The 19,713-nt window shown below is 40.1% G+C and carries 18 protein-coding genes and 1 tRNA gene; 1 reads left to right on the plus strand and 18 read right to left on the minus strand.

Annotated elements, in window-relative coordinates:
• Nucleotides 1-193 precede the first annotated feature (193 nt).
• The 3 genes from ACWM35_RS24080 to spoIIE form a co-directional block, all read right to left on the minus strand.
• The gene (locus ACWM35_RS24080; RefSeq protein WP_454821468.1) at nt 194-1,183 is read right to left on the minus strand and encodes a protein kinase domain-containing protein; all 990 of its coding nucleotides are present in this window, start codon (nt 1,181-1,183) and stop codon (nt 194-196) included.
• Complete coding sequence (locus ACWM35_RS24085) at nt 1,152-1,889, minus strand: VWA domain-containing protein (protein WP_454821469.1); 738 nt, start codon at nt 1,887-1,889, stop codon at nt 1,152-1,154. Before ACWM35_RS24085 ends, ACWM35_RS24080 begins: the two co-directional genes overlap by 32 nt.
• 95 nt (nt 1,890-1,984) lie before the next feature.
• On the minus strand, nt 1,985-4,459 hold the full coding sequence (spoIIE, locus tag ACWM35_RS24090; RefSeq protein WP_454821432.1) for a stage II sporulation protein E: 2,475 nt from the start codon (nt 4,457-4,459) through the stop codon (nt 1,985-1,987).
• Nucleotides 4,460-4,676: 217 nt separating this feature from the next.
• On the opposite strand from spoIIE, the gene ACWM35_RS24095 reads away from it, so the two are divergent.
• Nucleotides 4,677-4,750: transfer RNA gene (locus ACWM35_RS24095), tRNA-Met, on the plus strand.
• A gap of 296 nt (nt 4,751-5,046) precedes the next feature.
• Here the strand turns inward: ACWM35_RS24095 and ACWM35_RS24100 are convergent.
• The 15 genes from ACWM35_RS24100 to spoVG form a co-directional block, all read right to left on the minus strand.
• Complete coding sequence (locus ACWM35_RS24100; protein WP_454821433.1) at nt 5,047-5,490, minus strand: S1 domain-containing RNA-binding protein; 444 nt, start codon at nt 5,488-5,490, stop codon at nt 5,047-5,049.
• 87 nt (nt 5,491-5,577) lie between these two features.
• Nucleotides 5,578-5,973: an FtsB family cell division protein gene (locus ACWM35_RS24105; RefSeq protein ID WP_454821434.1), complete on the minus strand. Its 396-nt coding sequence runs from the start codon at nt 5,971-5,973 to the stop codon at nt 5,578-5,580.
• 16 nt (nt 5,974-5,989) lie between these two features.
• A complete protein-coding gene (yabQ, locus tag ACWM35_RS24110; protein WP_454821435.1) occupies nt 5,990-6,619 on the minus strand; it encodes a spore cortex biosynthesis protein YabQ in 630 nt (209 codons plus the stop codon).
• The gene (gene yabP, locus ACWM35_RS24115; RefSeq protein WP_454821436.1) at nt 6,616-6,918 is read right to left on the minus strand and encodes a sporulation protein YabP; all 303 of its coding nucleotides are present in this window, start codon (nt 6,916-6,918) and stop codon (nt 6,616-6,618) included. The genes yabQ and yabP overlap by 4 nt, the downstream gene beginning before the upstream one ends.
• A 93-nt stretch (nt 6,919-7,011) precedes the next feature.
• On the minus strand, nt 7,012-7,281 hold the full coding sequence (locus ACWM35_RS24120) for an RNA-binding S4 domain-containing protein (protein ID WP_454821437.1): 270 nt from the start codon (nt 7,279-7,281) through the stop codon (nt 7,012-7,014).
• A gap of 16 nt (nt 7,282-7,297) precedes the next feature.
• The gene (gene yabN, locus ACWM35_RS24125; RefSeq protein ID WP_454821438.1) at nt 7,298-8,764 is read right to left on the minus strand and encodes a bifunctional methyltransferase/pyrophosphohydrolase YabN; all 1,467 of its coding nucleotides are present in this window, start codon (nt 8,762-8,764) and stop codon (nt 7,298-7,300) included.
• A 4-nt stretch (nt 8,765-8,768) separates the two neighbouring features.
• Entirely contained in the window at nt 8,769-10,391 is a 1,623-nt protein-coding gene (locus tag ACWM35_RS24130; RefSeq protein WP_454821439.1) for a putative polysaccharide biosynthesis protein, read from the minus strand.
• Between the two features lie 219 nt (nt 10,392-10,610).
• Nucleotides 10,611-11,147, minus strand: a complete 537-nt coding sequence (spoVT, locus tag ACWM35_RS24135; RefSeq protein WP_454821440.1) for a stage V sporulation protein T — start codon at nt 11,145-11,147, stop codon at nt 10,611-10,613.
• A gap of 307 nt (nt 11,148-11,454) precedes the next feature.
• Nucleotides 11,455-14,988 (minus strand): transcription-repair coupling factor, encoded by a 3,534-nt coding sequence (gene mfd / locus ACWM35_RS24140; protein ID WP_454821441.1) that lies wholly within the window; start codon nt 14,986-14,988, stop codon nt 11,455-11,457.
• Between the two features lie 86 nt (nt 14,989-15,074).
• A complete protein-coding gene (locus ACWM35_RS24145) occupies nt 15,075-15,305 on the minus strand; it encodes an anti-sigma-F factor Fin family protein (RefSeq protein ID WP_454821442.1) in 231 nt (76 codons plus the stop codon).
• Nucleotides 15,306-15,409: 104 nt separating this feature from the next.
• Nucleotides 15,410-15,970 (minus strand): aminoacyl-tRNA hydrolase, encoded by a 561-nt coding sequence (pth, locus tag ACWM35_RS24150; RefSeq protein WP_454821470.1) that lies wholly within the window; start codon nt 15,968-15,970, stop codon nt 15,410-15,412.
• Nucleotides 15,971-16,087: 117 nt separating this feature from the next.
• The gene (locus ACWM35_RS24155) at nt 16,088-16,723 is read right to left on the minus strand and encodes a 50S ribosomal protein L25/general stress protein Ctc (RefSeq protein WP_454821443.1); all 636 of its coding nucleotides are present in this window, start codon (nt 16,721-16,723) and stop codon (nt 16,088-16,090) included.
• Between the two features lie 138 nt (nt 16,724-16,861).
• Nucleotides 16,862-17,818, minus strand: a complete 957-nt coding sequence (locus ACWM35_RS24160) for a ribose-phosphate diphosphokinase (protein WP_454821444.1) — start codon at nt 17,816-17,818, stop codon at nt 16,862-16,864.
• A 21-nt stretch (nt 17,819-17,839) separates the two neighbouring features.
• Nucleotides 17,840-19,213 (minus strand): bifunctional UDP-N-acetylglucosamine diphosphorylase/glucosamine-1-phosphate N-acetyltransferase GlmU, encoded by a 1,374-nt coding sequence (gene glmU / locus ACWM35_RS24165; protein ID WP_454821445.1) that lies wholly within the window; start codon nt 19,211-19,213, stop codon nt 17,840-17,842.
• Between the two features lie 193 nt (nt 19,214-19,406).
• A complete protein-coding gene (spoVG, locus tag ACWM35_RS24170) occupies nt 19,407-19,697 on the minus strand; it encodes a septation regulator SpoVG (protein WP_003347151.1) in 291 nt (96 codons plus the stop codon).
• Nucleotides 19,698-19,713: the final 16 nt, after the last annotated feature.

Here is a 19,713-nt window from a genome sequence, read left to right on the forward strand (position 1 = left end):
TCCCTAAAAAACAAATTTCTTTAGTAAAAATAATAATAACAATAGCTTACCACTTTAATGGCTGATGTATCAAAAAATAAGAAAAGCGGTAGCGCCTAGATACTGGAGCTTGCAATAAGAAAAGCGAAAGCGGCACGGCATTCGCTTTTCTGTATCCATCTATTACGATTGAATGAACAATTAGTTTCATTTATTATAAAAATTTTTGAATATACATAAGGTATAGAAATGCTATTGTACAGGTAATGAGGATCGTTTCCATCCAGCGTCCTTTTTTCTTTTTCTTTCGATACGATTGACGGGATAGTGGCTGATTACCATTTGACATTCCCAAAGCTTTATTCGGCACCTTTGGTGAAACTGGACGATTAGCTATATCCTTATCCATTACTAATGACATTAAGTCTGATCTCATTTTTAGTGCGCTGTAGTAATGACCCTGAAGCGCCTTAACGATTACCTTTTCCCATCCCAGTAAGTCCTTCTGTTTCCTTATCGCCTCTTTAAGCTGGATAATACCACCCGTTGTTTTGTTAAACCGTTTTGGATACGCGGTATTAATCATAATCATGGCAACGGCAAATAAATCGTATCCAGGATCTGCTTTTCTAGTACCAAGTCCCCAATAACCCCGGTCGTAAAACTCGGTAAACTCCTTTATTGCCCTTCCCTGTATCGTGGTTCCACCCACATCAATACAACGAATTCTTGGTGTCGGACCGGTTACAATCAGATTCTCAGGCTTTAAATCACCAAAAACCCAGCCATTTTCATGAAGCTTATTCAAGTCATTTAATAATTGCAAAAAGAGTACCGTCGTCCATGACTTCCCTTTTTGCTGGATAAAGGTTAACAAATCGGGTCCTTGAATGTATTCCATTGCATAAAAGGATATTTGTCCATCAGTTGTTTTCCAATCATCTACATCAAGCAAAGAAGGCCCGAGGGCAGACCCTTGGACCTTCGCAAATGATTTCAACACATTTACCTCTGAGGTGATTGACATCCCGTTGTCACTCATCTTCAGTGCTACATGAGTGTTATTCCATTTCGCAAGGTAGACAATGCCGTTTGCACCATATCCTAATTCCTTCACGACCGTATATTTGTTTGAATGCCATTTCCCAGTGATAACAGTGCCAGGATTAACTTTACATCGATTCTTCAAAGTATGATTCATCATCACTGGCTAGCATACTCCTTAATGATCGTTTTGAACTAAAGGAAGATAAAGCGGCACGAAGCGCTGGTCCTGTCGGGGTAATTCCCCCTGTTGTTAACTGAGAAAAAATACTTGTCAAAGATTGTAGTTTTGGAGTCCACTCTAATATGTTTTCGACATCATTCTTTTTCCCGGGAAATACAAATACAGAGAATTGGTTTTCTCCTGTGCGGGCATTTAAGCTTAAGGAAAGGTCAAGTAGAGCCTCTTTCACCGTCGGAAGCTTGTGCTTCATGCTCGCACTTGTATCGACAAGAATCAACACCTCTAATTCGACAGTTTCCCCAAGTTCATCGACAACCTCCATCACTTCTCCTCGCTTTTCAGGCGGGAGGTCTTCGATTGTTTGGGAACGGCCAAGAATTTGCTGCAATTCCCGATTTACGACCCCATGTATGGTTTGTGTCATTGCTTTTCGAGTAACCATCTGTACTGTCTGGGAAAGCTGCTGTGCATATACAATTTGACTGACTCCGCCGCCTGACCGCGCTATTCCATCAATCTCTGTCATTCCTTTTTCATCAATGACATCCTGTTCCATTACACCGATAACATTTACCGTAATTCCTTGTTCCTTTGCTAGGGCAGCCATGGCAATCGGATCCTCACCCTGATTGGAGCACCCATCTGTGATTAGTAGGATTTGGCGAATTTTTCCCGTATACATACCCATTCTCCCTCCACATTTCGAATTACTACCATTTTCGACCGGGTGGAGGGGATTTATACATAATTATTAAGAAGTCAGTGCAAAATAACGGATTATGCTCTTTTCTTCAGTTTATGAACAGGAATACTTGCCCATTTAGGGGTATTATGTTTAATCTTTGCCACAGCAATGGTCATGTCATCGCCAATCTGTCCATCGCGTGAACGAATAACCTCTTCCAAGATTAAATCGGAAATTTCCTGAGGATCGTTCGTTTGCAATTCTTGGATCTTCCGTTTCATCCAAATATCATAGTTTTCCACATGCCTCGGTCCCTCAAAGACCCCATCGCTCATCATAATCAAGATATCGCCGGCTTTTAATTGTTCGCTGACAACGTCGACTTCAAATTCCTCCAGCATCCCGATTGGAAGATTGCTTGCTTGAATTTTTATCACTTTATTTCCCCGTTTGATAAAGCTTGGTGTCGAACCAATTTTGAGGAATTTTGCCGCAGCATTCTGCAGATCAATCATCACCAAGTCTAAGGTTGAGAAAATTTCATCTGTCGTCCTCAATGAAAGAATGGAGTTAATAGATTTAATCGCCACCTTCTCCTCTATTCCTGACTGAAGAATTTTCTGTAACAGCTTTAGTGTCTCATTACTTTCATAATGAGCTCTTTCACCGTTCCCCATACCATCACTAATCGCAATTGCAAATTTACCTAAGCCTAGTTCAATGGTTGAATAGCTGTCTCCCGATACTAGCCCTCCATTCATTGCTGCGTGTGCGACACCCGTTTCGACTGTAAAGGCTTTGGAGGATCGGAACATGACATGGCAGAAACCATTCGGGTAGGTTGCGCATTCTTCAGCATTCACGACAATGGTTTCTCCAAGAATATCCGAAAGCATCGGGGCAATTAACTTTTCACATTCTCCATGACCATTGCAGAATGGCACTGTCATTTCAATATCAACATTACCTTGTTCCAGACTATAGATCTCAACATGTTCAATATGGATACCAAAAGCTTGGATCGCCTCCATAATTTGTTCTTCCTGCTTATGATGATTCTCTCGCTCACGCTGAATTTCCTTAGCGAAGTTCTCCATGACCTCTGATACTCCAAGGAGCTGGTCGGCAACTAACTTCCGGCTTTCTTGAACCTGCTTTTTAAGTTTTTGATTGGCTTGGAAGAACGTCAGCTCCTGCCCAATCGCCTCATAAACTCGCTGGGATCTTGTACAGTGTTTTTCCCATTCCCGTGATAGTTTTGCAGGTACGACTCCATCACTTTGATCCATTTCATGAATAATTTCTTCTAAGTAGGAATAGGTAGTCGTAAAATTCTTTGCCCAGCACTGTTCCTTTTTAAAGCAGGTATTACAGGTTTTTTCCGTAACATTACTCATGAAGTAATCCATTTCTCGTTCATTTTCATCGATATCTGGCTGGATATCCATTTGTGAAAAGCTCTTAGAAAGAGCATGAAAAACATTTGAAAATTGAGACACTCTTTGCGCTGTCACATCGCGCATTTTCCTCATATATTTTTGCTGCTCCGTCGTATATTCTGGGGTACCTGGAATATATTTAGCTAATCTAGAGGTAAAAAATTGTGGTGTTAGGAGAAATAGGAAGATGGCCGCTGTGGACTCTAGTAATGTGATGGTGAGCGAGCCGCCTTCCTGCCCATACATACCAATTAAAAGAGTGGCAATAAACAAGCCAATGGCTACACCAATTTTTTTCCCTTCTTTTAATAAACCGCCCAATACTCCAGAAAAAGCTAATAAACTCATATGGTAGAAGCTAGATACACTTGCAAGGCTAAAGATGAGGCCCGTCACTACCCCAACGGTAGAGCCCACCGTTGCACCGGCAATAAATGAAAATACTAATACTAAATAGCGGGACATAATATGTTCCAGGGATAGATCATAGATCTTCCAGCCGATTGTCCCTGTCATAATCGATGCCAACATGATAATTAAACAGACAATCTCTTCTGTTTTTAGCAGCTGTCTCCGTTTACTCATGATCAGCAATGGAATACTTTGTAAAAAAATCATTGTTAAAATAAATGCTAGACTTGCTTGTACACCTACCATCATCGTATCGTATAGCGATAATTCTTTAGAGATAAAGAAGGACTCTGCCAGTTTCCCCCCACCGAGGATGATCGCCACAAAGAAAGGAACCGTCCGCATTTCGTTTTTTATCCATTTCTCACTAATTCGATAAAGAACAAGAAACAGGACAGATACGGCAAAGGTAAATGCAGCATTTTTTATGGATATCGTCGCAGCCCCTGCAACGAGTCCGACTAAGGCTAGTGGTGACCGATCTCTTTTAATTAAAAAGACGGATGCGAAAAATGGAAGACTAAAAGGAGTAAGCTGTGACAATATTAAAGCTCTTCCAAGTAAGAAACCTATTAAGAGTAAAAGATATCCTTTTTTTAACAAGAAGGATTCTACTTTTAACTGGAATTTTTTTAATCCTATGCCCCAATTCCACTTAGATGCTTGGAAGTTGACTTCCCCAACCGGCTCTATTAGACTCCGCTCTATCTTTTCCATGGATCACACTCCCTACTAATTTCTTCGTTGCTCTATTATAAAATTGCTAGAGTTCAAAGTTTGTCAAATTAGTGAACAAATGGAAAATTTTCGTTCGACGGTTTTCACTATATTCATTCAATTAATATTGCAAGCATAAATATATGTCGTAATTCGAAAAAAACTCGTTGACATCTGTTTTAGTCCTCGGTATTATATATCTTGTGTCTAATGACATGGCGGTGTAGCTCAGCTGGCTAGAGCGTACGGTTCATACCCGTAAGGTCGGGGGTTCGATCCCCTCCGCCGCTATCAGAATAGCGAAAGCACTGGAATTTTCCAGTGCTTTTTTTGTGTTTTTTTAAAACCCATACAAAAAGACAAGTCGAGTCGACTTGTCTTTGAATAGCAACCATTTATCCCGCATTAACGGGCAGTAGACCCCCACCTTAAAACTTTAGTAAAAGCGAAGTTTAGGTGGGGGATAACTGCCCGTAAAAGCCCGATAAGTTCAACTAACATTCAGCGGGGGATGAATAAAAACCCCCACTGATTGAAGTTTCACTTTATATATCCTGCCATCTATCAGCTAATAAATAAGCAGCAAGTTACCCCCGTCTAGCTCCTCTGCCACCACGTTTTGATTCCGTGTGACGTTTTAGGGATGTTAAACGATCCTCACTATCTTTTAAAAACTTCGCCATTTTTGATTCAAACGTTTCTCCTCGAGGGTTATTACGATCGTTTGATCTGCCCTGACGAGGGCGTTGTGAATGTGAGTTTGAGTGTGAATGGGATCTTTGCGGCGCTTCTGGTCTATCTTTTGCCTTTTTAATAGATAACCCAATTTTCCCATCTTTCTCAACATTGATGACTTTCACCTCAACTTGGTCGCCAACTTTAAGATGATCATTAATATCTTTTACATAATTGTCAGCGACTTCACTGATGTGCACGAGTCCTGTTGAGCCATCTGGCAGCTCCACAAATGCTCCGAAATTTGTAATCCCTGTTACCTTTCCTTGTAACTTGCTGCCTACTTCGATTGACATAAAAAGAATGTTCCTCCTTAAAAATATAAAAAATCATACTTACTATATATTATACAAAAACGGAAAAATAAGTGTCAATAATACTAGCTACTGGTTGTTTTTTCCTTCCTCTTCCTCAGGGATATTAAAGATGATCTCACCTTGTTCAGAGAAGAAATATTCCTTTCTCGCCAGCTTCGCTAAATAATCATCATCATTTAACTTAATAATTTCTTCATTAAGAATTTGTTCTTTTTTCTCTAAATCTGCTAACTCTTTATCAAGCAGCTGCTTTTGGGCCACTTTTGCTTCTAAGCTAGAGGATTGGGAAACAAAGCCAGAAATCAGAAAGTAGGAAATAACAGCAGCAAAAACCAGAAACAATGACAGCCTTCTAAACAGAAGCTTCTTTTTTCTTGCTGATGCCACTTCAGCATATTCCTTCTGTTTGACATAGGTTGTCTGTATTTTTGCTACATTCTTCTTATCTCTCACCTCACTCATTCCCTAAACCTCCTTACTATTTTCGTTTTTTCCACTTTTCTAACATCTTTATAGAGTAATTCTTGATTACCATAAAAATTCCTGCCGTTTTATTATATAACTTCTCGACGGTTTTTTTAAGACCTTTCGGCAAAAGTTTCCAAAGAATTATTATTATTTTTTCAACTGGCACGATTAGAACTCTAATAATCCATAATAAAACCTTTAAAATAAATTTGACAAGGGAATAAATCCCCCTGCCAATTAGGATGATTAGCGAAATAAGCAATTGAAGGATACCTATAATCGGTTTATAGATGAGAACTATAAAGGATTTTCGAATGAATCTATAAACTGAAATCAAGGTGCGAATGATTATTTCGAGTAATCTCAAATACAAACCTTTCAACAAGCTTTGATAAGCGGCAAATCCACAAAGGAGGGCAATAAAAATATAAAAGCGTAACTCTCCATTATTCACAAGGAATAATACATAGAAAATGATTAACGCTTGGGCGATCCAAAATAGTAAATCATTAAAAAAGACAATCCACGATCTTCGCTTTGGTCGTTTCAAAAACCGCTGATAGGTATCAAACATCGCTCCAAACAGCGTCCCCATCCCAATCATCGAAAGCATGGTTAGGAATTGAGTTGAAAGAGTCATCGGAATATCTTACTAAAGAAGCCTTTAGTTTTCTCCCCATGATGTTCATCTAAATAGACTAAATCAAAGATCTTTCCCTTAATCGAAACAATCCCCTTTTCGACATCAAGATTTTTCATTTGCAGATTTTGCCCTTTAATCGCCAAAAATCCCATCGACGTTTCCAATAAAAATTCTTCGTTATCAAAACTCTCCACTTGCTTTACACCCGTTATATCTAGGAGCTTTCTGCCTCTCATGATGACATCATGGTCTGGAATCGTCCCCTTGCCTGAGTTTGCTTCATAATATTGACTCATCATTCATCCCTCACAATCATTTGTACAACCTATTTATTAGATAATTTATGTGAGGGGTAAATGAATTAGAACATTAGGGTGAATTATCTCCCTTTAGAACTCTGATGTGCCGATTCTTTCTTCTTTAATAATGGTATACATCTCAGCAGCTGCTTCCTTACGGGTTGTTTCTTGGAGGACGTCAACACGAGCTGTAACTAGTCTTTGTCCAAGGCGGATCGTCAATTCATCTCCTACTTTGACGTTCGTGCTTGCTTTTGCTTCTTTACCGTTAATCAGAATTCTCCCTTGATCTGATACTTCCTTGGCCAAGGTTCTTCTCTTTATTAAACGAGATACTTTTAAAAACTTATCTAAACGCATTACTTATTCCCCCATTCTAAAGTCCATTTGCCTTTGCTTCATCCCAAAAACAATCAAGTTCCTCTAATGAAAAAGCTTCAAACGGCTTCTTACTTTCTTGAACCTTTTCCTCAATAAACTGGAACCGGCGAATAAACTTTTCATTCGTTTCAAACAATGCCTCTTCTGGATGAATGTCCAAAAATCTTGCCACATTTACAAAGGCAAATAATAAATCACCGAATTCTTTTTTTGCAAGCAGCAAGCCTGCTTCTTTTTGGGTTAATTCATGTTCAAACTCCCCAAGCTCCTCTTTCACTTTCGCTAAAGCAGGACCAATCTCCTGCCAATCAAAGCCCACTTTTGCGGCTTTCTTTTGGATTTCATAGGCCCTTAATAAATTGGGCAGTGACGTAGATACGCCATCAAGCAGTGAACCATTTGTTTCTCCTTTTTCCTCCTGCTTTATTTCCTGCCAGTTTCGGACAACCTCCTCGGCGTTCTCTGCTTTTCGATCCCCGAATACATGCGGGTGCCTGCGAATCATTTTTTCAGAAAGGACCTCAATGACATCCTCAATCGCAAAATAGCCCTCATCCTCACCAATTTGAGCATGAAGCATAACTTGGAGCAGAACATCACCAAGCTCTTCAATTAAATGGTCAACATCACCGCTGTTAATCGCCTCAATTACTTCATATGTTTCTTCAATTAAATATTTCTTCAATGACTCATGGGTTTGTTCTCTATCCCAAGGACAGCCATTCGGACCTCTTAGTTCAGCGATGATATCGCGGAGCTTTGAAAATTCCTTCAGCATCATTTGCTCGTCTGTTACCGGAGGAACATAAATAGAGGTAAGATTATCAAGGGTCACTTTCCGGTCCAACTCATATAACGGTATATTTTCAATCCATTCTTGATGACTTCCCGCTGCCGTAACAATCACGACCTCATAATCGTCCGGTAATCTTTCCATTAAGGTTAACTTCACATTGGAAGCGACAAATTGATCATAAACCTGACTGATAAAAATATGCTGATTAATTTGCAGCTCATTTGCTTTCAATAATGTCCCATCCAGCAGCTGAAAGCCCTCGACCGGATCTATTTTCAATGCCTGAAAGATGGCATCAATAAAGCTTTGGCCACCGCCGATGATAATCTCAATATCCCCTTCACTGCCCTTTTCTAAAAGTAATTGCACGGTTCTTTCAGCCACTAGTGGATGTCCTGGAACCGCATATAGGACGTCCTCTTGTCTTGCTTTTTGCCATAAGGTGTCAACAATTTCCTGATATACCTGCTCAAACTGGTCATGCTTCTCGTAAACCATATCAAACGAGGAGTAGACAAGACCTTCTAATGCTAATTCTGCTACAACAGGATGTTCCTTCGTTCTTAAATAGACATGTTCGGCCTTGAGCAGTTTTTTGTAAACACCGTATGGAAGCTGATCCAGTGTTCCTGCACCAAGACCGAGAATTTCAATTTTCTTTCCCATCATCTTAACTCCTATTCTTTTTAGGTAATAAAAGGCTCAATTTGCTGCCGAAGGGAAATAGCGCCAGTTCCTTTTCGTGGAAAATCCCTCCTCTTATGATGATAAATAAGAAGATAAATCCGCCAAAACCCGCAGCTGTCAACGCCTGTAACGAGGCTATTAACCGTTCCACTCCAACAGAAGCCGTGATTGTATCTGTCAGTGCAAGATATAATTTTAAAAATAAAACCATCAATAGGGTTGCCGCAAAAACGGTTCGACCAAACTGAAAGGTAAGCAATGAGCTCGGCTGGACCCGCTTAAATCTTAACCATAATAATAGACAGATAATGACCAAAGTAATCAATGTAGCAATAGCAGCTCCCATTGTTCCATAATTTGGAACTAAAAAAATATTGAACACGTATTTAAGGGGAAAAGCGGTCAGTACCACTATAGCTGGAAATAATAAATATCCTAATCCTTGCAGAATGGCAATAATCGTTGTAATGATCGAGCTTAAGAGAATGACAAAACTTAGGGCTCCTAACACCGAAGAACCCGATTTATTTTCAAATAACATCATATTGGTGGGCTCAATAATCGCCCACAGTCCTGCAGAGGCTCCAATACTAATCACTAACATAATTCTTATTCCAAGTCTGATTTTATCAACTAAGAAATCCGAATCCTTTCTCAAGCGCACACTTGAAATCAGTGGAACTAGCGATAATGACATGGAAGTGGCTACAACCGTGCCCAACTGGATTAACGGCTGACCACGGTCAAAGATTCCCTTCATAGCCTTTGCTGCATTTCTTTCATAACCACTATCAAGGAGTAACGAATAAAGATTTAAGGCATCTGCCAGCTGGATAAAAATCATAAGCATTCCACTAATACAAATGGCAAGACCCTGGAAGATGAGTGCCTTAAAGATATGCTTGGACTCTGATAAATATCCCTTAAACATTTCTTTCCTCGGTACCGCTAATTTCCATTCTTTACGAATCCACAAAAAGGTAATCAAAATGACGGCTGCTGTCATAATTCCAGTAATCGACCCTACCATTGCCCCTCCGCCGACGAGATAAAGAGAATAATCCATTTTTGTCAGCAGTAAGGCCAAAAAGAGAATCGTAAAGACACGGAGAAACTGTTCCCCAACCTGTGATAATGCGGTAGGAACCATATCGCCCTTCCCTTGGTAATAGCCTCTTAGGATCGAGACCATCGGAAACAGCAGGAAAACGATGGCAACCACTTTTATTAATACCGCTAAGTTTACATCATTCATGGACCTTGCAATCTGGCCGGCACCAAAATAAAGGATGAGAAAACAAAAAATGCCTATCGCCTGTAAAATGACAAAGGAAACGAATAAGAGCCGTCTTGTCCGCTCTTCGTCCCCTGACTCCTGCTGTTCTGCATAAAGTTTTGAAATGACAACCGGAAATCCCGTTGTTGACAGCACGATGGCTAGACCATAAAAGGGATAAACCTGTTGATATATGTAAAAACCAACATCCCCGACGATATTTTGAAATGGGATGCGATAAACAGCACTTAAGATTTTGGTAATGAGTGCTGCTAGTGCTAATATAAAAGCCCCTCTGAAAAGTGCCTTTGATTGATTAACGGGCCTCATTAGTTCACCTCTAAAAATAATGTCGCAAGTATTATAACATAAAGAAAACTTGGCGAGCGCTAAGCCGTTAGGCGCAGGCGATTGTCTAGTTGCACTTATACTTAATTCCTAAAAATTTTTACTACATCGAGATATCTTCAGTGCTAAATTTTTATGCTTTCTTAACGTATTAAAATAAAAAAGACAGCAGCAGCTGCCTTTTTTATGTATGAAACTATTTTATGACTCCATCTGTCTTGCTAAAAATCCAGCAGCGGTTTCAACTGCCTTCTTTTCCACTTCTCCAATGGTTCCTTCTTTTGAGAAAATGATCACTGCACCGATTGGATCACCGTTTGCGATGATAGGGCCAATCGCATAGGAGGAAATCGTTTCATCGTTACCATCAGTTAAGGCAATATTTCCTTGCTGGGTAATCAGAACCGAATTACGATCCTCCATTGTCTTTTCGACTAAATCACTGATATTTTTATTTAAATAATCTTTTTTGGAACCACCTGCGACCGCAATATACGTGTCTCTATCACAAATTAATACCGGATTACCGAGGCTGTCAAATAGGGCTTCTGCATACTCTTTAGCAAAATCGCTTAACTCGCTGATTGGTGAATATTTTTTCAATATGACTTCTCCATCTCGATCCACAAAGATCTCTAATGGATCCCCTTCCCGAATACGCAATGTTCTGCGTATTTCTTTAGGTATGACAACACGACCCAAATCATCGATTCGACGAACTATACCAGTTGCTTTCATCCAATGTTGCCTCACTTTCATCTGATGATTTTAACTAACTTGGTAATGACATATTATTAGATATGTAACTGTCTAGCTTCAGCGCCTAGGGGCTCGGGGTCATAAGCCAATCCGTCAGAAAGGTTAAAGAACAACCTTCCCGCCGGCTCGTCTTATGCCTGTCGCCCCTGGTCAAGGCGCTTACGCTTTTCTAGTCATCACCAACTTTGAACTTAGTATCTTTCATCTAGAAAGTTCTATACACAATCGTAATATTTTTTCATTTTCCACCAATTATTGTGAAATAAGTAACAGGCTCCCTCATAAATTAAACGGGATTCTCCTGGCCCTTTTTTGACTCCTTAAGACCCTTGATCATCTCAAAGGCAATATTCAACCAATGGGCTGTTTCTGTGCCTTTCGTCTTTAAAACGATTTTCAGTTTTTGTCCATCCATACCAAGACCGATCATTCTTGGATATTTATTGCTTAAGGCAAAAACCTTTTGACCATCAATTGCCGTACTTGCCCGTTCATTCACTAAGATCGTCACTTCCTGCTTCACTTGCTTAATAAGCTCTACACCCGCTAAGAGTGCATAAATCTTCATCTCAGCAATTTGGAACAGATAAGCAACCTCTTCAGGGTATTCCCCGTAGCGGTCAAGCATTTCCTCTTGAAGTTCTTCAATATCCTCCAATGCTTGTAAGCCTCTGAAGCGCTTATACATTTCAATCTTTTGGTGGCCATCCTTAATATAGCTATCCGGAATATAAGCATCGATTTCTAGATCAATTTCCACGCTAACTCTGTCCTCTGGCTTGATATCGCCTTTCCGTTCCTCGATCGCTTCTTTTAACATTTGCGAGTACAAGTCAAAACCAACTGAGTCAATAAATCCATGCTGCTGCGCTCCAAGCAAATTCCCTGCACCCCTGATCGATAAATCGCGCATGGCAATCTTAAAGCCTGAACCCAGTTCAGTAAACTCCTTGATTGCCTGCAGCCTCTTCTCAGCCACTTCTGTTAAAACCTTATCCTTGCGGTGAGTAAAATACGCGTAAGCAACACGATTGGAGCGTCCTACCCGGCCACGGAGCTGGTAAAGCTGTGAAAGACCCATCCTGTCAGCATCATAAACAATCAAAGTATTCACATTTGGAATATCCACGCCTGTTTCAATGATCGTAGTACTGACAAGCACATCAAATTCACCTGCTAAAAAGCTAAGCATCACAGATTCCAGTTCATTTTCTGTCATTTGTCCATGGGCGCAGGTGACACGGGCATCAGGAACGAGCATCGAGATTTCTTCTGCCTTCCGTTCAATATCTTCAACCCGGTTATATAAAAAGTAAACTTGTCCGTCGCGGGCGAGTTCCCTTTCGATCGCCTCTCTTACAAGCGAACCGTTATATTCCATGACATAGGTTTGAACCGGAAAACGATTTTCAGGCGGCGTTTCGATAACAGACAAATCGCGGACGCCGAGCATCGACATATGCAACGTTCTCGGGATCGGGGTCGCCGTCAAGGTTAAAACATCGATATTTGTTTTAAATTTTTTAATCTTTTCTTTATGGGTAACACCAAACCTTTGCTCTTCATCAATGATTAATAATCCTAAATCACGATAGGTTATGTCCTTTGATAGAATCCGGTGTGTTCCAATTACTACATCAACCGTACCTGCTTTTAGACCTTTAATGGTTTCGGTTTGTTGCTTTTTGGAACGGAAACGGCTTAATAACCCAATATTAATTGGATAATCTTGAAATCTTTCCCGCATCGTTTCATAATGCTGCTGCGCTAAAATGGTCGTCGGAACTAACAGGGCAACTTGCTTTCCATCGGCAATCGCCTTAAAAGCTGCTCGAATTGCCACCTCTGTTTTTCCGTAGCCGACATCACCACAGAGCAACCGATCCATCGGACGGGATCGCTCCATGTCCTTTTTAATCTCATGGATCGAGCGTAATTGGTCATCTGTTTCCTGGTAGGCAAATGCCGCTTCGAATTCTCTCTGCATATCCCCATCCGGTGAAAAACCATATCCAACAGCCGCCTCACGTTCTGCGTACAATTTAATCAAATCATCAGCAATATCTTGAACAGAGGATTGGACCTTCTTTTTCACCTTTTTCCAATCACTGCCGCCAAGTTTATAGATTTTCGGTTCTTTACCTTCTGAACCAACATACTTCTGTACAAGGTCAATTTGCTCAACTGGGACATAGAGCTTATCCGTCCCTTGATAGTGGATATTCAAATAATCCTTATGAATACCATTAATAACGAGCGTTTCAATTCCTAAGTATTTCCCGATTCCGTGGTTAACATGGACCACATAATCGCCTATCTTAAGCTCAGAATAACTTTTAATTCTTTCAGCATTCGATAATTTCTGCCTGTTCTTAGACTTTTTGACCCGTTTATTAAATAGTTCTTCCTCGGTAATAATGGCGATTTTCTGAATGGAAAGCTCAAATCCTGTTTGCAAATTGCCTTTCATAATCTGAACTCTTCCAGGAAGAAGCTGCTGATTATCTTTTATTACAGTGGCATCTATTTCATAGTCTTCTAAAACTCGTTCTAATTTTTTTACTCGTTCTTCATCCGGTCCTAAAAATAATATAGAATAATTCCCTTTTTTCCATCTGTCTACTTCAGCTTTTAACAAGTGCATCTGTCCATGGAAATTCTGCATTTGCTTACATGAAATATTAATGATATTTTGTGGATTCGTATTAGCCACATGACGAAGGAACAAGCTCATATACAGAATCGGGAAATCTCTTTTTTGAATTAATCCCTGTAAATCATGGGAGATGCTTAAACCATGAATAATCTGACCTTCACTAAGTAGCGCGGTATACCATTCCGCCTCTTCTTTCACAAGTGAGTCATTCATTTCTTGGACCCTGCTGATTTCGTCAATAAACACCATTCCGTTACGCGGTAGGTAATCTAGTAAACTAGCGGGATTTTCATAGGCAATCGATAGGTATTTAAAAACCTGATCAGGCTTTTGACCATTTTTAATTTGTTCAAGTTCATAACTAATATTTTGTGAGAGCTGAAGTTTTGCTTTATCATCTTTTAATTTCCGCAGACTTTTTGCTAAGCCATCTTCCAGCCTGTCTGCTAAGCGGCTGTAATCCTCCTGTGACAACAGAACCTCCGTTGCCGGACCAATCGAGACTTCTGCAATTTTCTCCTTTGATCTTTGGTCTTCAAGGGAGAAATAGCGGATGGATTCAATCTCGGTATCAAATAGCTCCATACGAATGGGATTATTTTCGGTCAGTGGGTATATATCGATAATTCCCCCCCGAATACTAAACTCTCCTGGAGTTGATACCATTTCCGCCCGAACATATCCCATTTGCACCAAGGTCGTTAAAGCTTGGTCTACATCAATATCATCGCCTAGCTTAAAGGAAAGCTGGTATTGCTTCCACAAGGATTTAGGCGGGATGACCTTCTTTAATCCTGAAATCGGAACAATGACAATTCCGTTGTCTCGCTTACTCCAATGATTCAAAGCTTCCATTCTTTGTGCTTTTAATTCTGGACTGGCAATACTCATCTCAGCAGCAATCAACTCATTGGCTGGAAAGAGAAAGACATCATCCTCACTTAATAGATTTACAATATCATCATAGAGTTTTTGTGCTTGTAATAGATTATGGGTAACAAATAAAATTGGCCTTTTCAACTGTTCATAAAAGCTTGCGGTTAGTACTGTTCTTGAAGAACCAGAAAGCCCTGCAATTAACTGCTCCTTTAGGCCTTCCTGTACTCCTGAAATAATCGAATGAATATCTTCCTGCTGAAGGAAAAGATTCTTTAAACCATTCAAACGCTCTCCTCCTCTCCTTGTGTAATTTTTATATGTTAATGAATGAATTTAAATAGAAAAATGCTTTGGATTGCCTTCCAAAGCGGTTAATGAATCAGAAAGTCATATTGATGATACTCAGGGTTTCGCTCCAATGCCTCCTGACAGTCTTCACAGATGGCTGAAATCTGGATATTTCCAGCTGAATCATATGCAACCATTTCTTGTCGTTCCTGCTGTGTTAATTTATGCAGTCCAAGTGTTTCACTGTGAATTGAAGACTGCTCAATTGAACCTAGGCTTGTGCCGCAATGACGACAATGATAATGAATAGCCACTATAGTCCCCTCCCTATTCTACTATTAATCATAGTATTAACTCGAGAGGAAAAAGTTATTCAACTGCTTTATTGTATGATAGAAAAGCTTATCCCATGAACAACTTACTGATTAAATTCATTCATCACCTGTAAGAAAGGCTTTTCTAACCAAGCTTCGCATGCAGCAGCACTTTTTTTCACTGCTTCCTGAGTGAATGGCTTTTCTTCATCATAAAAACGACCTAAAACATAGTCCGGAACCTTCATTCCATTCTTTGGCCGATCAATCCCTATTCGAATTCGGTTGAATTCTTGGGTACCCAAATGGGCTACTGTTGACTTAATCCCATTGTGTCCGCCAGCACTCCCTTTTTGCCGGAGCCTAATCTTGCCAACAGGCAAATCAAGGTCATCATAGATAATTACGATATCCTCTATATCAATCTGATAATAGTCACTGACAGCGCGTATTGATTCACCTGATAGGTTCATATAGGTAAGTGGTTTTAGCAACACCACTTTTTCACCCTTATGAACACCCATTCCATACAGTCCTTTAAATTTAGACTGATTCAAAGGGATCGAAAATTTGTCCGATAGTGCATCAATCACATCAAATCCGATATTATGTCTTGTATTTTCATATTGCTTTCCCGGGTTTCCTAAACCAACGATTAATTTCATTTTCTCCCTCTCCTTCGGCCCAGTCCACCTGTTGATCCATTTTCGAAGCATTTCATTTTTCCCCCAATTAAATATGCATCAAAAGACGTAACCATAATCAGGTTACGTCTTTGCTACCTATTCCCCAACAGGCTCCGTTTCTCTTCCTTCTTCATTGTCAGGGTGTTCTCCTTCTTGCTGCTCACCAGAATTGATCTCTTCTTCTTGCTTAGGAGGCAGGATGGAAGCGACCACTTCCTCTTCCTCGTGATTAATGGTGAAGGAACCTTGATATAGAATGTCAGAGACTTTCATCGTTTCCCCAACTTGAAGATTCGATACATCCACTTCTATTTGTTGAGGAATCTCATTTGGAGTAGATGTAATGGAAAGTTCATGAACTGGCTGCTGGAGAACACCACCATCTTTCACACCAGCTGCTTCACCAGTCAGAACAAGTCTTACATTTACGGTTATTTGCGATGATTGATCAACGGCAAGGAAATCGACATGGATAATTTCCTTTTTGATACAATCCTGTTGGTAATCATTTAAGATAACATCATGCTTACTGCCATCTACATCAAGAGAAATAATCCCATTTCTGCCGACCGTCCGAATCGTTTTCGTTAAATCTGCGGAACTAATTAAAACCGGTTTACTCTCAACCTTACTTCCATAGATGACAGCAGGAATATTACCAGCTTCTCTAATCTCCCTTAAAGCAGAATTTCGAAATTCATTACGTTCTTTTGCTTGTAAAACAGTACTCATATGTTCGTCACCTTCCTAGTTTAGTTCTTTACTGCCTATATAAAAAATGCCCTAAAACAGGAAGGTCTAAACATAGAAAATGTGTAGACGCAGGAAAAGGGATTTAACTATTCTAGTCAAATCCCCATTAAGAAATCATTAATCAAATAAAGTACTTACGGATTGTTCTTCGTGAACCCTAATAATCGCTTCACCGATTAATGGTGCCACAGATAGGTTAATAATTTTATCAGTCTTTTTCTCTTCTGGAAGGGCAATGGAATTCGTAATAACTAATTCTTTAATTTTTGAATTTTGGATTCTATCGATAGCAGGGCCGGATAGTACAGGATGTGTACAGCAAGCATATACTTCCCGAGCACCGTTTTCGACTAAAGCGTTAGCCGCTAGAGTAATCGTTCCTGCTGTATCAATAATATCATCAATTAATATCGCAATTTTCCCTTCGATATTCCCAACAATATTCATTACTTCCGCTACATTCGGACGTGGGCGGCGCTTGTCAATGATCGCAATTGGTGCTTTTAAGCGTTCAGCCATTTTCCGTGCGCGGGTAACACCGCCATGATCTGGTGATACAATGACAACATCACCATCAAACTCTCTCTTTTTAAAATAGTCTGCTAAAATAGGAACACCCATTAGATGGTCTGTTGGAATTTCAAAGAACCCTTGAATTTGTGGTGCGTGTAAATCTAAGCAAATAACCCGGGTTGCACCAGCGGTCTCTAAAAGATTCGCTACCAATTTAGCCGTGATTGGTTCACGTGCACGGGCTTTACGGTCTTGGCGAGCATAGCCATAGTATGGCATAACAACATTAATTGTTTTTGCCGATGCCCGTTTTAACGCATCAATCATGATTAATACTTCCATAATATTTTCGTTAACCGGTGCGCTCGTAGACTGAATCACATAAACATCACAGCCACGAATACTTTCCTCAATATTAATCTGGATTTCACCATCGCTAAATCTGGTAACTGAGCTTTTCCCTAGTTCGACACCAATGACTTTTGCAATCTCTCTAGCAAGTGGGAGATTAGAATTTAGACTGAACACCTTCAAGTTTGGATCTAAGTATTGATTTGACATATTGCCCTCCAATATTCATGCTTATTTTTTCAAATTAAGCTTCTCAACGTAATTTTCCTTATTAACCTGGTGTGATCGTGCAATCGATAATGCCTTCCCAGGGACATCCTTTGTGATCGTTGAACCTGCTGCTACATAAGCACCCTTTCCTACTGTCACAGGAGCAACTAGATTAGAATTACAACCAATAAAGACTTCATCTTCAATTTTTGTTAAAAATTTATTTTTTCCATCATAGTTAACCGTAATGGAACCACAGCCAATATTTACATCCTTGCCAACCTCAGCATCACCTATATAGCTAAGATGAGATGCTTTGCTTCCCTGTCCGAAAACGGCCTTCTTAATCTCAACAAAGTTCCCAATCTTTACTTCATCTTGAATATCAGATTGAGGTCGAATATGGGCGAATGGCCCAATATTGACGTGATTGCCAATCGAGCTTTGATGAGCAGCAGATTGACGGATGACCGTTTCATCTCCAACCTCGCAAGAATCAATTTCAGAATTTGGTCCAATATGGCATTCAGAACCAATGGCTGTGTTTCCTTTTATCATCGTTCCCGGGTAAATAATTGTATCCGGACCTATCACTACTTCTGTTTCAATATACGTATTAGCAGGGTCAATGATGGTGACGCCATTACGCATATGTTTTTCATTAATGCGTCTGCGCATAATTCTCTCTGCTTCCGCCAAGGCAACCCGGTCGTTTACGCCCAATGTTTCTTCCAAGTCATTCGTTTGGTAGGCTGTGACAACTTCCCCCTGTTTTTTTAGAATCTCAATCACATCAGGGAGGTAATATTCACCTTGAACATTGTTATTGGAGACATTCTTTAACGCCTCAAACAAGGCTGCATTGTCAAAACAGTAGGTTCCGGTATTAATTTCATTTATTCGACGTTCTGCTTCGTCCGCATCTTTATGTTCAACGATTTTTTCAACAAGCCCCGCTTCGTTGCGGATGATACGGCCATATCCAGTCGGATCATCAATTCTTGCTGTTAGAATCGTAGCTTTTGCAGATAATTCCTCATGATGTTTAAAAAGGGCTTCCATTGTTTCTGCTTTAATTAACGGTGTATCCCCACAAACAACGATGGTAATTCCGTCTTTTCCTTCAAGCATCTGTTGTGCCTGCATGACTGCATGGGCAGTCCCAAGCTGCTCAGCTTGAAGCGCATAGTGACTGGCTTCTCCTAATTGTGCTTTTACCATTTCTGCACCATGGCCAGTAATCGTGACCATTTCTTGTACTTGAAGCTTTTCGACTTGGTCAACAACATGTTGCACCATCGGTTTACCGCATACAGGGTGTAATACCTTATAAAGCTTAGATTTCATCCGCGTCCCTTGTCCGGCGGCTAAAATCACAGCATAACGATTAGACATGAACAGGCCTCCAATTTACCTTTTTATCCATTAAAAATATTAACGTAAATAGCCTGTCTTTTCAAGGAATGAACGATATGTGTCTGAATTTGTTATTTTGAAAAAATTAGAGAATGGAGGATGTTGGGGAATGGGGGGAATAGAAAAAAGAGCACTACTTATGTAGTAGGCTCTAAGTTGTAAAAATTCAATTTTAGGAAGCCCCTGCTTCTTCAAACTCAACTTCCAATTCACCTAAACGGTGATATTCAGCTAAAACTGCTTCTTGGATTTTTCCGCGAGTTCCTGAATTGATTGGATGCGCAATATCACGAAATTCTCCATCAGGAGTACGTTTACTTGGCATTGCAACAAATAAACCGTTATTTCCGTCAATAACGCGGATGTCGTGAACGACAAATTCATTGTCTAATGTGATTGATGCAATCGCTCTCATACGACCGTCCGTGTTAACGCGGCGTAATCTTACGTCTGTTACTTCCATGTGCTCACACCCTTTT

The sequence above is a fragment of the Neobacillus sp. K501 genome, from assembly GCF_053749995.1.

What these genes read in the sequence shown, in the direction of transcription:
- yabQ (WP_454821435.1), bottom strand. Translation starts at nt 6,619, where the DNA reads ATGACTCTTTCAACTCAATTCCTAACCATGCTTTCGATGATTGGGATG.
- spoVT (WP_454821440.1), bottom strand. Translation starts at nt 11,147, where the DNA reads ATGAAAGCAACTGGTATAGTTCGTCGAATCGATGATTTGGGTCGTGTT.
- spoIIE (WP_454821432.1), bottom strand. Translation starts at nt 4,459, where the DNA reads ATGGAAAAGATAGAGCGGAGTCTAATAGAGCCGGTTGGGGAAGTCAAC.
- yabP (WP_454821436.1), bottom strand. Translation starts at nt 6,918, where the DNA reads ATGAGTCAATATTATGAAGCAAACTCAGGCAAGGGGACGATTCCAGAC.
- ACWM35_RS24105 (WP_454821434.1), bottom strand. Translation starts at nt 5,973, where the DNA reads ATGAGTGAGGTGAGAGATAAGAAGAATGTAGCAAAAATACAGACAACC.
- ACWM35_RS24120 (WP_454821437.1), bottom strand. Translation starts at nt 7,281, where the DNA reads ATGCGTTTAGATAAGTTTTTAAAAGTATCTCGTTTAATAAAGAGAAGA.
- ACWM35_RS24100 (WP_454821433.1), bottom strand. Translation starts at nt 5,490, where the DNA reads ATGTCAATCGAAGTAGGCAGCAAGTTACAAGGAAAGGTAACAGGGATT.
- ACWM35_RS24085 (WP_454821469.1), bottom strand. Translation starts at nt 1,889, where the DNA reads ATGTATACGGGAAAAATTCGCCAAATCCTACTAATCACAGATGGGTGC.
- yabN (WP_454821438.1), bottom strand. Translation starts at nt 8,764, where the DNA reads ATGGGAAAGAAAATTGAAATTCTCGGTCTTGGTGCAGGAACACTGGAT.
- ACWM35_RS24130 (WP_454821439.1), bottom strand. Translation starts at nt 10,391, where the DNA reads ATGAGGCCCGTTAATCAATCAAAGGCACTTTTCAGAGGGGCTTTTATA.
- ACWM35_RS24080 (WP_454821468.1), bottom strand. Translation starts at nt 1,183, where the DNA reads ATGATGAATCATACTTTGAAGAATCGATGTAAAGTTAATCCTGGCACT.
- spoVG (WP_003347151.1), bottom strand. Translation starts at nt 19,697, where the DNA reads ATGGAAGTAACAGACGTAAGATTACGCCGCGTTAACACGGACGGTCGT.
- ACWM35_RS24155 (WP_454821443.1), bottom strand. Translation starts at nt 16,723, where the DNA reads ATGAGTACTGTTTTACAAGCAAAAGAACGTAATGAATTTCGAAATTCT.
- ACWM35_RS24160 (WP_454821444.1), bottom strand. Translation starts at nt 17,818, where the DNA reads ATGTCAAATCAATACTTAGATCCAAACTTGAAGGTGTTCAGTCTAAAT.
- glmU (WP_454821445.1), bottom strand. Translation starts at nt 19,213, where the DNA reads ATGTCTAATCGTTATGCTGTGATTTTAGCCGCCGGACAAGGGACGCGG.
- pth (WP_454821470.1), bottom strand. Translation starts at nt 15,970, where the DNA reads ATGAAATTAATCGTTGGTTTAGGAAACCCGGGAAAGCAATATGAAAAT.